13 protein-coding genes are annotated in these 13776 nt (G+C 76.7%); all 13 read right to left on the bottom strand.

Annotated features, from left to right (window positions below; translation table 11 throughout):
- Positions 1–58: 58 nt before the first annotated feature.
- Entirely contained in the window at positions 59–1009 is a 951-nt protein-coding gene (lgt, locus tag ACI8AB_RS14650) for a prolipoprotein diacylglyceryl transferase (RefSeq protein WP_387986656.1), read from the bottom strand.
- The gene (gene trpA / locus ACI8AB_RS14645) at positions 1006–1803 is read right to left on the bottom strand and encodes a tryptophan synthase subunit alpha (RefSeq protein ID WP_387986653.1); all 798 of its coding nucleotides are present in this window, start codon (positions 1801–1803) and stop codon (positions 1006–1008) included. Before trpA ends, lgt begins: the two co-directional genes overlap by 4 nt.
- Positions 1800–3176 carry a tryptophan synthase subunit beta gene (gene trpB, locus ACI8AB_RS14640; RefSeq protein ID WP_456950698.1) on the bottom strand — a complete coding sequence of 459 codons (1377 nt, stop codon included), beginning with the start codon at positions 3174–3176 and terminating at the stop codon, positions 1800–1802. Before trpB ends, trpA begins: the two co-directional genes overlap by 4 nt.
- A 74-nt stretch (positions 3177–3250) precedes the next feature.
- Entirely contained in the window at positions 3251–4060 is an 810-nt protein-coding gene (gene trpC, locus ACI8AB_RS14635) for an indole-3-glycerol phosphate synthase TrpC (protein WP_456902744.1), read from the bottom strand.
- Positions 4061–4118: 58 nt separating this feature from the next.
- Positions 4119–4769, bottom strand: a complete 651-nt coding sequence (locus tag ACI8AB_RS14630) for a Trp biosynthesis-associated membrane protein (protein WP_456950697.1) — start codon at positions 4767–4769, stop codon at positions 4119–4121.
- Complete coding sequence (locus ACI8AB_RS14625) at positions 4766–6274, bottom strand: anthranilate synthase component I (protein ID WP_456950696.1); 1509 nt, start codon at positions 6272–6274, stop codon at positions 4766–4768. The genes ACI8AB_RS14630 and ACI8AB_RS14625 overlap by 4 nt, the downstream gene beginning before the upstream one ends.
- Entirely contained in the window at positions 6261–6635 is a 375-nt protein-coding gene (gene hisI / locus ACI8AB_RS14620) for a phosphoribosyl-AMP cyclohydrolase (protein ID WP_387986640.1), read from the bottom strand. The genes ACI8AB_RS14625 and hisI overlap by 14 nt, the downstream gene beginning before the upstream one ends.
- 53 nt (positions 6636–6688) lie before the next feature.
- Entirely contained in the window at positions 6689–7354 is a 666-nt protein-coding gene (locus tag ACI8AB_RS14615) for a hypothetical protein (RefSeq protein WP_456950695.1), read from the bottom strand.
- Positions 7351–9003 carry an FAD-binding dehydrogenase gene (locus ACI8AB_RS14610; RefSeq protein ID WP_456950694.1) on the bottom strand — a complete coding sequence of 551 codons (1653 nt, stop codon included), beginning with the start codon at positions 9001–9003 and terminating at the stop codon, positions 7351–7353. The genes ACI8AB_RS14615 and ACI8AB_RS14610 overlap by 4 nt, the downstream gene beginning before the upstream one ends.
- A 10-nt stretch (positions 9004–9013) precedes the next feature.
- Positions 9014–9541: a hypothetical protein gene (locus ACI8AB_RS14605; RefSeq protein WP_456950693.1), complete on the bottom strand. Its 528-nt coding sequence runs from the start codon at positions 9539–9541 to the stop codon at positions 9014–9016.
- A gap of 93 nt (positions 9542–9634) precedes the next feature.
- On the bottom strand, positions 9635–10048 hold the full coding sequence (locus tag ACI8AB_RS14600; RefSeq protein WP_456950692.1) for a hypothetical protein: 414 nt from the start codon (positions 10046–10048) through the stop codon (positions 9635–9637).
- Positions 10049–10075: 27 nt separating this feature from the next.
- Complete coding sequence (locus ACI8AB_RS14595; RefSeq protein ID WP_456950691.1) at positions 10076–11905, bottom strand: ABC transporter ATP-binding protein; 1830 nt, start codon at positions 11903–11905, stop codon at positions 10076–10078.
- Positions 11902–13677, bottom strand: coding sequence for an ABC transporter ATP-binding protein (locus tag ACI8AB_RS14590; RefSeq protein ID WP_456950690.1), 1776 nt, complete (start codon positions 13675–13677; stop codon positions 11902–11904). Before ACI8AB_RS14590 ends, ACI8AB_RS14595 begins: the two co-directional genes overlap by 4 nt.
- Between the last annotated feature and the right edge of the window lie 99 nt (positions 13678–13776).

Genomic DNA, 13776 nt, shown 5'->3' with positions numbered 1-13776 from the left:
GGGTACACAGCAGCGACACCGGGCTCACCGGCGCGAAACGATCCGTCGGCGCGTCCTGTCAGGACGTCCCCGGCGCGTCGTGAGACCGGTCACCCCGCCGCTCCTCGGCGGGCGCGTCGGTGCTGGTCGGGGCCGCGTCGGCGGTGCCGGCGTCGGCGGCGGCGGTGTCGTCGTCGTCACGTCCGCCGACGGCGGCCCGGTCGATGACCTCCCGCGGGCGGCCCCGCTGCCAGAGCATGTAGGCCACGGCGAGCAGCCCGACCACGATGCAGGTGAACACGTTGAGCCGGACGCCGAGGAAGCGGTTGGCGTCGTCGATGCGCAGCACCTCGATCCACAGCCGGCCGGCGCAGTACAGCGCGACGTAGAGCGCGAACGCCCGCCCGTGGGACAGCCGGAAGCGGCGGTCGGCCCACACCACGACGGCGGCCGCGGCGAGGTTCCACAGCAGCTCGTAGAGGAACGTCGGGTGGAACGTGGCGAACGCCTCGTAGCCGTCGGGGCGGTGCGCCGCGTCGATCTCCAGGCCCCAGGGCAGCGTGGTGGGCCGGCCGAACAGCTCCTGGTTGAACCAGTTGCCCAGCCGGCCGACCGCCTGGGCCACCAGCAGGCCGGGTGCGATGGCGTCGCCGAAGGCCGGCAGCGGGATGCCCCGGCGGCGGCAGGCGATCCACGCGCCGACGCCGCCGAGGGCGATGGCGCCCCAGATGCCGAGGCCGCCCTCCCAGATGGCGAACGCCCGCAGCGGGTCCCCGCCCTCCCCGAAGTAGGGCTGCGGCGTCGTGATCACGTGGTAGAGCCGGCCGCCGAGGATGCCGAAGGGCACCGCCCAGACCGCGATGTCGAGGACCTCGCCGGGCCGGCCGCCGCGGGCGACCCACCGCTTCTCGGCGATCCAGCAGGCCGCGACGATGCCCGCGATGATGCACAGCGCGTAGGCGCGCAGCGGGAACGGCCCCAGGTGCCACACCCCCTGGGCCGGGCTCGGGATCGACGCCAGGACCGTCACGGCACGGCCACCCGGCGGCGCACGCCCGCGGCCAGCTCCTCGGACAGCCGGCGCACGCCGTCGGCGCCCCGGCCCTCGAGCAGCTCCCGCACGTAGGCCGACCCGACGATGACGCCGTCGGCGAAGCCCGCCACCTCGGCGGCCTGGTCGCCGTTGGAGACGCCCAGGCCCACGCACACCGGGACGTCGGTGACCGCGCGGGTGCGGGCGACCAGCCGCTCGGCGGCGTCACCGACGGTGGCGCGGGTGCCGGTGACGCCCATCGTGGACGCGGCGTACACGAACCCGCGGCAGGCCGCGGTGGTCGACGCCAGCCGCGCGTCGGTGGACGACGGCGCGACGAGGAAGACGCGGTCCAGGTCGGCGGCCTCGGCGGCGGCCAGCCACGCGGCGGCCTCGTCCGGGATGAGGTCGGGCGTGATCGCGCCCGCTCCCCCGGCGGCGGCCAGGTCGGTGGCGAACCGCTCGACGCCGTAGCGCTCGACCGGGTTCCAGTAGCTCATCACCACCGGCACCGCGCCCGCGGCGTCCACCGCCTCGACCGCGCGCAGCACGTCGCGCATGCCCACGCCGGCGCGCACGGCGGGGTCGACCGCCTGCTGGATGACCGGGCCGTCCATGCCGGGGTCGGAGTACGGGACGCCGATCTCCACGACGTCGGCCCCGCCCTCGACGGCGGCCGTCATCGCGGCGATCGAGTCGTCCACGCCCGGGTAGCCGACCGGCAGGTAGGCGACGAGCGCGGCGCGGCCCTCGGCGTTGGCGCCGCGGATCCGCTGCTCGAGCCGGCTCATGCCGGGCTCCCCGCGTCCCGGCCGGGCACCGCGTCGCCGGAGGCGACGGCGCCCTCGGTGGGCTGCTGGTCGGTGTCCATGCCGGGGCCGGGGTCGACCTCGTCGCGGTCGCCGAGGCCGAACCAGCGCGACGCGGTCTCGACGTCCTTGTCGCCGCGGCCGGAGAGGTTGACCAGCAGCAGCGGAGGCTCGCCTCCCCGCCCGCCGTCCCCCACGGCCACCAGCTCGCGGCCGAGCCGCACGGCGCCGGCGAGGGCGTGCGCGGACTCGATCGCCGGGATGATGCCCTCGGTCCGGCACAGCAGCGCGAAGGCCTCCATCGCCTCGGCGTCGGTGACCGGGCGGTACTCGGCCCGGCCGACGTCGTGCAGGAAGCTGTGCTCCGGCCCGACGCCGGGGTAGTCCAGCCCGGCGCTGATCGAGTGCGACTCGATCGTCTGGCCGTTGTCGTCCTGCAGCAGGTAGGAGCGGGCGCCGTGCAGCACGCCGGGGGCTCCCCCGGTGATCGTCGCGGCGTGCCGGCCGGTCTCGACGCCGTCGCCGCCGGCCTCCAGGCCGACCAGGCGCACGCCCTCGTCGGGCACGAACGCGGTGAAGATCCCGATGGCGTTGGAGCCGCCGCCGACGCAGGCGAGGACGGCGTCGGGCAGCCGGCCCTCGCGCTCGAGCACCTGGGCGCGGGCCTCGTCGCCGATCACCCGCTGGAAGTCGCGGACCATCGCCGGGAACGGGTGCGGGCCGGCGACGGTGCCGAAGACGTAGTTGGTGGTCTCGACGTTGGTCACCCAGTCGCGGAAGGCCTCGTTGATGGCGTCCTTGAGGGTGCGCGAGCCGGTGCTCACCGGGACCACCTCGGCGCCGAGCAGCCGCATGCGGGCGACGTTGAGCGCCTGCCGGCGGGTGTCCTCCTCGCCCATGTAGATCGTGCAGGACAGGCCCATGAGCGCCGCCGCGGTCGCGGTGGCGACGCCGTGCTGGCCCGCGCCGGTCTCGGCGATGACCCGCTGCTTGCCGATCCGCTTCGTCAGCAGCGCCTGGCCCAGCACGTTGTTGATCTTGTGTGAGCCGGTGTGGTTGAGGTCCTCGCGCTTGAGCAGCACGCGGGCGCCGCCGCAGTGCTCGGCGAAGCGCGGCACCTCGGTGACCGGGCTCGGGCGGCCGGTGTAGTCCCGCTGCAGGGCGGCGAACTCGGCGACGAACGCGGGGTCGACCCGCATGGCCTCGTAGGCCTCGGTCAGCTCGTCGAGGGCCGCGACCAGCGCCTCGGGGACGAACCGGCCGCCGAAGACGCCGAAGTGACCGGTGGTGTCGGGCCACGCCGGGCGCGCCGGGTCGCTGCGCTGCTCGGGCGGGTGGACGGCACTCGTGGTCATGCACCCAGACTAAGGACCTCGCTGCCCCCCGCCCCTCGCAGGCTCGCGGCGGGTCCCTGCAGCGAGGCCGGGGTCTAGCGAGTCGTGCGCGGCACGGCCGGGTGCGAGCCGGCGGTGACCAGGTCGGCGACCGCCTGACGCGGGTCGCCGGCGGTGACCAGGCCCTCGCCGACCAGGACGGCGTCGGCGCCGGCGGAGGCGTAGGCGATGAGCTCGCGCGGGCCGCGGACGCCGGACTCGGCGACCTTGACCACGCCCGAGGGCAGCCCGGGGGCGATCCGCTCGAAGGTGCCGAGGTCGACGTCGAGGGTGGTGAGGTCGCGGGCGTTGACGCCGATCACCGAGGCGCCGGCGGCCAGCGCGCGGTCGGCCTCCGCCTCGGTGTGCACCTCGACCAGGGCGGTCATGCCGAGGGACTCGACCCGCTCGAGCAGGCCCAGCAGCGCGTTCTGCTCCAGCGCCGCGACGATCAGCAGGACGACGTCGGCGCCGTGGGCGCGGGCCTCGTGCACCTGGTAGCTGCTGACCACGAAGTCCTTGCACAGCACCGGCACGTCGACGGCGGCGCGGACGGCGGCCAGGTCGGCGTGCGAGCCGCCGAAGCGGCGCCGCTCGGTGAGGACGCTGATCACCCGGGCGCCGCCGGCGGCGTACTGGGCGGCGAGCACCGCGGGGTCGGGGATGTCGGCCAGCGCGCCCTTGCTCGGGCTGCGGCGCTTGACCTCCGCGATCACGCCGACGCCGGGCTCGCGGAGCGCGGCCAGGGCGTCGCGGGCGGGGCGGGCGTCGCGCGCGGCGGCTCGGACCTCGGCCAGCGGGGTGGCCGCCTCGCGCGCCGCGACGTCCTCACGGACGCCGGCGACGATGTCGTCGAGGACGGTCACTCCGCCTCCTCGCTGCTGGGTCGGCCGGTCCGGTGCCGGTCGGACGGGTGGACCCACCCTAGCGACGGCGACCCGGGGGCCCGGCCGCCGGGTCACCGGCGGGGCCCCGTGTCGCCTCGTCGGCGGGGTCGGCCGTCGGGTCGTCGCCGCGGTCGAGGGCGCGCCAGGCGTCCAGCGCCCGGTCCTCGCCGGTGCGGGCCCGCGCCGGGGCCGGCGCGGCCGCCGCGCCGGGTGACCGCTCGTAGCGGCGGCCCATGGCCGGCCAGCGGCGGCCGCGGACCGCGACCAGCACGCCGGCGGCGAGCGCGACGACGGCGGCGACCAGGCACAGCACCGGCCAGGCGGCCGCGAGGTCGGCGGTGCGCCGCTCCCCCGGTGCCGCCGCGGAAGGGTCCACCCCGCCGGCCAGTACACCCACCGACGACCAGGCCAGCGCGGCGCCCGCCAGCGCCACCAGGACCCCCACCGCGACCCGCCCGGCGCCGCGCACCGCGAGGACGGCGACCGCCGCGGCGAGCAGCAGCAGCCCCGCGGCGGGCACCAGCGGCGCCAGCGACGAACCGGTCAGCGTCTCGGTGACCGGCGGCAGCGGCGGCCGCCGGGTGACCGTGACCGTGGCCCAGGTCTGCCCGCCCGCCGACAGCGCCAGCCCGCCGGCGACCGCGCAGCCGGCGAGCGCCGTCCCCAGCTCCCGCCGCGCGGCCGTCACCGCACCTCCCGCATGCCCTCCGCGGTCGCGATCGCCGAGAGCACCGCCCGAGCCTTGTGCCGGGTCTCGGCCTCCTCGGTGGCGGGGTCGCTGTCGGCGACGATCCCGGCGCCGGCCTGCACGTACGCCCGGCCCTGGTGGAGCACAGCGGTGCGGATGGCGATCGCCATGTCCATGTCCCCGCTCGCGTCCAGGTACCCGACGGTGCCCGCGTACAGCGCCCGCCGGGTGGGCTCCAGCGACTCGATGATCTCCATCGCCCGCGGCTTGGGGGCACCGGAGACGGTGCCGGCCGGGAAGGTCGCGTCGAAGACGTCGAGCGCGTCGCGGCCGGGGGCAACCACGCCGCCGACGGTGGACACCAGGTGCATGACGTGGCTGTAGTACTCGATCCGCATGAAGTCGGGCACCTCGACCGTGCCCGGCACGCACACCCTGCCCAGGTCGTTGCGCGCGAGGTCGACGAGCATGACGTGCTCCGCCCGCTCCTTGGGGTCGGCGAGCAGTCCCTCGGCCAGCCGCAGGTCCTCCTCCTCGGTGGCGCCGCGCGGGCGGGTGCCGGCCGGCGGGTGCACGACGGCCGAGCTGCCGGTCACGGTCACCAGCGCCTCCGGCGACGAGCCGACGACATCGAAGGGCGTCTCCCGGCCGGCGAAGCGCAGCAGGTACATGTACGGCGAGGGGTTGGTGGCCCGCAGCACCCGGTAGAGGTCGAGCGCGTCGACGTCGGTGTCGGTCTCGAACCGCTGCGCCAGCACGACCTGGAAGGCGTCGCCGGCGCGGATGTGCTCGCGCACCGCCTCCACCCCGGCCTCGTACTCCCCCGGCGCCATCGTGCTGCGCACCGGCGGCGGCTCGGCGGGGGCGAACGTGGCCACCCCCGGCGGCACCGCCTTGGTGAGGTCGGCGGCCATGGCGTCGAGGCGGGCGACGGCGTCGTCCCAGGCCGTGTCGGCGTCGCCGGACCCGGTCAGGGCATTGGCGATGAGCAGCACGGTGCCGTCGGTGTGGTCGAGGACGGCGAGGTCGGTGACCAGGGCCAGCGACAGCTCGGGCATGCCGAGGTCGTCGGTGGCGGTGACCGGCAGCCGCTCCAGCCGCCGGACGACGTCGTAGCCGAGGTAGCCGACCAGCCCGCCGGTCAGCCGCGGCAGGTCCTCCCGGCGCGGCGAGCGCAGCCGGCGGGCCAGCGTGTGGACCGCGGCCAGGGGGTCCTCGGGCAGGTCGTCGGTGAGCCCGGGCAGCGGGTCGCCGAGCCACAGCGTCCGCCCGTCCCGCTCGGTGAGAACCCCGGCGCTGCGCACGCCGACGAAGCTGTAGCGCGACCAGCGCTTGCCCTGCTCGGCCGACTCGAGCAGCACGGTGCCGGGCCGGTTGCCGGCCAGCTTGCGGTAGATGCCGACGGCGGTCTCGCCGTCGGCCAGCAGCCGCCGGGTCACCGGCACGACCGGCTGGTCCAGGGCGGCGAACGCCTCGCGCGAGGGGCTGGTCTCACCGAGCCGCACGGGTGACCTCCAGGTCGCGGGAGAAGCAGCTGCGCGCGCCGGTGTGGCAGGCCGGGCCCTCCTGGTCGACGAGCACCAGCAGCGCGTCGCCGTCGCAGTCCAGGCGCACGTCGCGGACCCACTGCCGGTGCCCGGACGTCTCGCCCTTCACCCAGTACTCCCCGCGGCTGCGGGACCAGTAGGTGGCCCGGCCGGTGGTCAGGGTGCGGTGCAGCGCCTCGTCGTCCATCCAGGCGACCATGAGGACCTCGCCGGTGTCGTGCTGCTGCACGACGGCGGCGACCAGTCCCGCCGGGTCGCGGCGCAGCAGCGCGGCGACGGCGGGGTCGAGGGCGGAGTCGACGGCGGGCACGGCGGGCATGCCCGCGATTCTCCCCCGCCGCGGGGACCGGCCGGTCCGGCGGCCCCGCGCGGTCACCCCGCGGCCGGTGGCGCGTCCCCGCCGGCGGCCCACCGGCGGACGGCGCCGACCAGCAGCAGGCCCAGCCCCACGGCCGGGGCGGCGGCGTAGAACAGCACGCCGACGACGAGTACGCCGGTCGCATCGAAGCCGGCGACGTCGGCGAGGGAGGTCAGCCGGACCAGCCAGTAGGCGGCCAGGGCGAGCTGCACGCCGAAGCCGGCGAGCAGCGTCGTCCACACCGCCCGGCTGCGCCGGTTGAGCACCAGCACCCCCGCGACGACCAGCAGCACCGCCGAGGCCAGCTGCACCGCGGAGAGCACCGTGACCTCGGTGACCAGGCCGGAGACGTCGTCGCTCCCGCCGCCGGAGTGGTCGGGGACGCCGGCGAACAGGCCGAACGTGCTGGCCAGCAGCAGCACGTAGGCCGAGGACAGCGCGACGACGGCGGCCTGCACGAACGCGAGGACCGCCGCGGCGACCACCTGCCCCGGCCGGCGCGGCCGCTGCGGCACCGGCGGGCCGTAGGCCGGCCAGTACGGCGCGGCCGACCGGCCCGGCGCGTACCCCGGGTACACCGGGGCCGGCGCGGCGTACGGGGCGGTGGCCGGCGGGCCCGCGTAGGCGACCGGCTCCGTCCCGGCGGCCGGGTCGGCCCAGGGGCTGCCGGGCGAGCTCACAGGGCCGCCGCCAGCGCCCGGCCGGCGACCCGGCCGGAGAACAGGCAGCCGCCGAGGAACGTGCCCTCCAGCGACCGGTAGCCGTGCATGCCTCCGCCGCCGAACCCGGACGCCTCCCCGGCGGCGTACAGGCCGGGGAACGGCTCGCCGCCGGCGCGCAGCACCCGGCCGGACAGGTCGGTCTCCAGCCCGCCGAGGGTCTTGCGGGTGAGCAGGTTGAGCCGGACGGCGATCAGCGGGCCGGCCGCGGGGTCGAGCAGCCGGTGCGGCGGGGCCACCCGGATGAGCTTGTCGCCGAGGTAGCTGCGGGCGCCGCGGACCGCGGTGAGCTGCAGGTCCTTGGTGAACGGGTGGTCCACCGCGCGGTCGCGGGCGGTGACCTCCCGCTCCACGGTCTCCAGCGACACCTCGGGCGTGCCGCCGGTGATCCGGTTCATCCCGGCGACCAGCTCGGGCAGGGAGGACGCCGTCACGAAGTCCTCGCCGCGGTCGAGGAAGGCCTGCACCGGGGCGGACACGCCCGCCTTGACCCGGTTCAGCAGCAGCCGGACGTCCTTGCCGGTGAGGTCGGGGTTCTGCTCGGAGCCCGACAGCGCGAACTCCTTCTCGACGATCTTCTTCGTCGTCACGAACCAGGTGTGCTCGTAGCCGGTCTGCCCGATGTGGGCGAGGGTGCCCAGGGTGTCGAAGCCGGGGAACAGCGGGACCGGCAGCCGCTGCCCGGTCGCGTCCAGCCAGAGCGACGAGGGCCCGGGCAGGATCCGGATGCCGTGCCGTGCCCACACCGGGGAGTGGTTGGCGATCCCCTCGGTGTAGTGCCACATGCGGTCGCGGTTGATGAGGTTGGCGCCGGCGGCCTCGGTGGCCTGGAGCATGAGCCCGTCGACGTGCGCGGGGACGCCGGACAGCAGCCGCTGCGGCGGGGGGCCCAGCCGGGCCGGCCAGTTCTGCCGGACCAGGTCGTGGTTGCCCCCGATGCCGCCGGAGGTGACAACGACGGCCTGCGCGGCGATCTCGAAGTCCCCGACGGCGGTGCGCGAGCTGGCCTCGCCGCGGGCGACGTCGCTGGGCTCGAGCACCTCGCCGCGGACGCCGGTGACCGCGCCGTCGGTGACGACCAGCGCGGTCACCCGGTGCCGGAAGCGCAGCTCGACCAGCCCGCGCTCGACGGCGGCGCGGACCCGGCGGGCGAACGGCTCGACGATGCCGGGGCCGGTGCCCCAGACGATGTGGAAGCGGGGCACGGAGTTGCCGTGGCCGGTGGCGGTGTAGCCGCCGCGCTCGGCCCACCCGACGACGGGGAAGAAGCCGACGCCCTGTTCGCGCAGCCAGGCCCGCTTCTCCCCCGCGGCGAACTCCAGGTACGCCTCGGCCCACTGCCGGGGCCAGTGGTCCTCGGCGCGGTCGAAGGCGGCGGTGCCGAACCAGTCCTGGCGGGCCAGCTCCAGCGAGTCGCGGACGCGCAGGCGGCGCTGCTCGGGCGAGTCGACGAGGAACAGCCCGCCGAAGGACCACCACGCCTGCCCGCCGAAGGACGCCTCCGGCTCCTGCTCGACGAGCACCACCCGCCGGCCGGCGTCGGCCAGCTCGGCGGTGGCCACCAGGCCGGCCAGGCCGGACCCCACCACGACGACGTCTGTGTCGATCACGGCGGGCACGCTAGCGGGCGCGGCCGCCCCGGGGGGTCCGCCCCGGCTGCGCCGGGGGCGGTGTCGCCCGGCCCGGACGGGTCCACTCCCGGATCGGGCGGCGCACCGTCAGCGCCAGGCAGCCGGCCGGGCCCACCAGCAGCGCCAGCGCCCACCCGACCGACGAGCCGTCGCCGAGGGCGCCGAACAGCAGGGCCACGCCGAGCAGCAGGAGGAGCGGCAGCACCGCGGCGACGGCGAGGACCAGCCACCCGCGGCCCCGGCCGGCCCACACCAGCGCCGCCCCGGCGACCGCCGGCAGCGCCAGGAGCGCGGAGGCGGCCAGGTACCAGCCCCAGCCCGGGGGCAGGCCGTCCCAGAGCAGCCACCCGAGGTACAGGTCCTCGGCGGCGACGAGCAGGCCGAACGCGGCGGCGAACGGCGCGGTGAGCGGGCGCCCGGCAGCGGGCGGCGGGGCGGCCCGCCGGACGGCCGACGCCGCGGGCGCCGCCCGCGGGGAGCGGCGGGTCGTCGTCCGGCGGGGCGGGGACGACGGCATGCCGGGCAGCCTAGAGAAGGGGCCTTCCTGCCCCCCCGCCACTCGCACCCTCGCGGCGGGCCCCCGCGGGGAGGCCCCCGCGGCCGGACCCCGTCAGCCCGGGCGGCGGCGGCCGGCCAGCCAGGCCGTCACCCGGGGACTGAGCGCGAGGCCGGCCGCGACCAGGGGGCAGACGGCCACCACGACCGGCGCGGCGCCCACGTCCTCGCCGACCGCGACCGCCGTCGCGATGACGAGGAGGGCGAACCCCACCGAGCCCACGGCTCCCAGGAGCAGCGGCCACCGGCCCCGGCGGGAGACCAGCCAGACGACGCCGAAGACCTGGATCACGGGCAGCAGTAGCAGCGCGTAGACCCACCAGTCGCGGACGTCGTCGGACTGCACGCCGCCGAGGGCGAAGGGCAGGACAGTGACCAGGGCCAGCGGCAGCACGCCGAGGGCGCCGACCGCCGCGGCGGCGATCGCCGTGCCGGGCATGCGGGAGGGGCTCGGGGAGGACGTGGTCACGCCGCGGAGCCTAGGACCGCCGCCCGCTCAGGCGACGCGCTCGGGCTCCCCCGCCGACGACCGGCGCCACGAGGCGTGCAGCCGCGCGTAGGGGCCGACGGCGTCGACCAGGTCCGCGTGCGTGCCGCGCTGCACCACCCGGCCGGCGTCGACGACGAGCACCTCGTCGGCCCGCTCGGCGGTGGACAGCCGGTGCGCGATGGTGAGCGTGGTGCGGCCCTCGGTGAGCCGGTCCAGCGCCAGGGTCAGCCGCCGCTCGGTGGCCGGGTCGACGGCGCTGGTGGCCTCGTCGAGCACCAGCAGGTCGGGCGCGGCCACGTGCGCGCGGGCGATGGCGACCAGCTGCCGCTCCCCCGCCGACAGCGACTCCCCGCGCTGGCCCACCGGCGTCGCGACGCCGTCGGCCAGGCCGGCCAGCCAGTCGCCGAGACCGAGCTCGGCGAAGGCCGCGGTCACCTGCTCGTCGGTGAGGTCCGGGCGGCCGTAGCGGACGTTGTCGGCGACGGTGGCGTCGAAGAGGAAGCCGTCCTGCGGCACCATTCCGACCCGCCGGCGCAGCGAGGCGAACGCCACGTCGGGCAGCGGCACCCAGCCGGCGGCGTCGGAGCCGAGCAGCACCCGCCCCTCGGTGGGGTCCATGAGCCGGGTGACCAGCTTGGCGAACGTCGTCTTCCCCGACCCGGTCTCCCCGACGACGGCGTAGCGGCGGCGCGGCGCCAGCGCGAGGTCGACGTCGTCGAGGGCCGCCCGCGCGCTAGGGGCGTAGCGGAAGGTGACGTGCTCGAGCCGCACGCCGAGCGGCCCGGCCGGCAGGGCGCGCGCGGTGCCGCCGGCGGCGGGGTCGCGGACGTCGGGCTCGGTGTCGAGCACGTCGAGCACCCGGCGGAACCCGGCGATCGCGTTCTGCCCCTCGTTGAGCACCTCGCTGGCGGTCTGCACCGGCGCGACGAAGAGCGTGACGAGGAACAGGAAGGCGACGAGCGTGCCGGCGCTGACCTGCCCGGCCACGCCGAGCAGCACGCCGGCCACGACGACGGCGGCGTTGGCGACCGCGGCCGCGAACTCGCCGGTGACGAAGACGGCCGCGGTGACCTTCTGCGCGTCGACCTGGGCGCGGTAGTGCCGGCCGATGGCCCGGTCGAGGCGGGCCGCCGTCCGCTCGCGGATGCCGTAGGCGCGCACCGTCGGCGCGCCGACGACGGACTCCGACACCGCGGCGAGCACGTCGCCGACCCGCTCGCGGACCACGCCGTAGGCGACCTGCAGCCGGCGGGCGAACCAGCGGACGGCGAAGGCCAGCGGCAGGAAGCAGGCGAGCACCAGCAGGGTCAGCTGCCAGGAGTAGACCGCCATGACGACGGTGGCCACGACCAGCTGGCCGAGGCTGACCACGCCGAGGACGCCGCCCCACTGCATGAAGGTGGACAGCTGGTCGACGTCGCTGGTGACCCGGGAGACCAGGGAGCCGCGGCGCTCGCCCTGCTGGTGCAGCACGGACAGGTCGTGCACGTGCCGGAACGCCCGGGCGCGCAACCCGGCCAGCGCGGTCTCGGTGGTGCGGAACAGCCGGACGTTCATCCGGTAGACCGCCACCCCGGTGACCAGGACGACGACCGCGCAGACCAGCACCAGCGTGCGGACCAGGCCGAGGTCGGGGCCGCCGGGGGCGAGCAGGCCGCGGTCGATGACCTGCTGGACGGCGATCGGCACGACCACCCGCCCGGCGGTGGCGACCAGCGCGAGCGCGAACGTGGCCGGCAGTCCGCGGCGGAACTCCGGCATCATCCGCAGCCCGCGGCGCAGGGTGGCGAACGCGCCCTCGCGCCGCCCGGTGTCGACCGTGCCGACGGCGCTCACGCCGCCACCTCCGCCTGGGCGTAGGCGCGGACCAGCGCCGCGTAGCCGGGCACGGTGGCCAGCAGCTCCTCGTGGCTGCCGCGGGCGGTGACCCGGCCGTTCTCCAGCCACACCACCTCGTCGGCGAGGGCGATGGTGGCCTGCCGGTAGGCGACGACGACCACGGTCGAGGGCCGGTCGGCCGAGCGCAGCGCGTCGAGGATGCGCGCCTCGACGGCGGGGTCGACGGCGCTGGTGGCGTCGTCGAGGACGAGCAGCCGGGGCCGGCGGATGACGGCGCGGGCGAGGGCGAGCCGCTGCCGCTGACCGCCGGAGAGGGTGGCGCCGCGCTCGCCGACGCGGGTGTCGAGGCCCTCGGGCAGCCGGTCGACGAAGTCCTCGGCGGCGGCCACGCGCAGCGCGGCGCGCACCTCGTCGTCGCCGTACCCGCCGCCGAGGGTCACGTTGCCGCGGACGGTGTCGTCGAAGAGGAAGGTGCCCTGCGGGACGAACGCGGCCTGGCCGCTGACCTCGCCCTCGCGCAGCCGGCGCAGGTCGACGCCGTCGAGCAGCACCTCGCCGCCGGCCGGGTCGACCAGCCGCACCAGCAGCCCGGCCAGCGTCGACTTGCCCGAGCCGGTCGGCCCGACGACGGCGACCGTGCTGCCGGCCGCGACGTCGAAGGTGACCTGCGACAGCACCGGCTGCGACGCGCCGTCGAAGACGTGGTCGACCGCGCGCAGGCCCAGCCGGGCGCCGCCGTCGCCGGCGGGCGCGGTCTCCGGGCCGTGCGGGGTCTCGCCGGTGGCGTCGAGGACGGGGGTGACCCGGTCGAAGCCGGCGAGCGCGCGCGGGAGGTCGGCGAGCACCCAGCCGATCGCGCGGATGGGCAGCGCGAGCAGGGTGAACAGGTAGGCGATGCTCACCAGGTCGCCGGCGTCGGTGGCGCCGGAGGCGACCCGGCCGGCGCCGACCAGCAGCACGGCGAGCGTGCCGAGGTTGGGCAGCGCCTCCATGAGCGGGTCGAACAGCCCGCGCACCCGGCCGACCGAGACCAGCCCGTCGCGCAGCTCCCGGGCGCGCTCGGTGAACCGGGCGCTCTCGACGTCCTCGCGGCCGAGGGTCTTGACCACCAGGCCGGCGTCGAAGCTCTCGTGGGCGATCTCGCTGACCTCGGCGCGCAGCTGCTGCGCCCGCTGCATCCGCGGGCTCATCACCTGCGAGTAGACGGCGTTGACCACGAAGACCAGCGGGAAGACGACCAGGCCGACCAGCGCCAGCAGCGGGTCGGTGGCCACCAGCGCGACGACGGTGATGGCGATCATCACGAGCGTCCCGCAGGCGAAGGGCAGCGGGGAGACGAAGTACCAGGAGGCCTCGACGTCGGAGTTCGCGTTGGACAGCAGCTGCCCGGTGGGGTGGCGCTGGTGCCAGGCCAGCGGCAGCCGCAGGTACTGCGCGGTGACGCGGCGGCGGTAGTCGGCCTGCAGCCGGTAGGCCATCACGCCGGCGAACAGCCGCCGGCCGAGGATGCCGAGGATCTTGAGCACCGATACGCCGAGGATCACCACGACGGCGAGGGTGAGCGCGCCGGCGGTGGTGTCGCCGTCGGCGAAGGCCGGGAGCACCACCCGGTCGGTGACCCCGCCGATGACGAACGCCGACAGCACGGTCATCGCGGCGTAGAGGCTGCTGGCGAGCAGGGCGAGGGTGAACATCCCGCGCTGCTCGCGGATGGACCGGGCGACGTGGCGCAGTCCCCGCCGGACGACGGCGTCTCGGGCGCGGGGCACGGATCTCCTCGGGGTTCGCGACCGCGGCACTCGCAGTCGTTACTCAGGCTAACCGGCGGTACCGACAGGGGCCTGCGGGTTTTCCGGGTGGACGGGATC

It is taken from the genome of Geodermatophilus sp. SYSU D00698, from assembly GCF_054050335.1.
The sequence above is the reverse complement of the archived record's forward strand: the minus strand, read 5'-3'. Positions and strand labels throughout refer to the sequence as shown.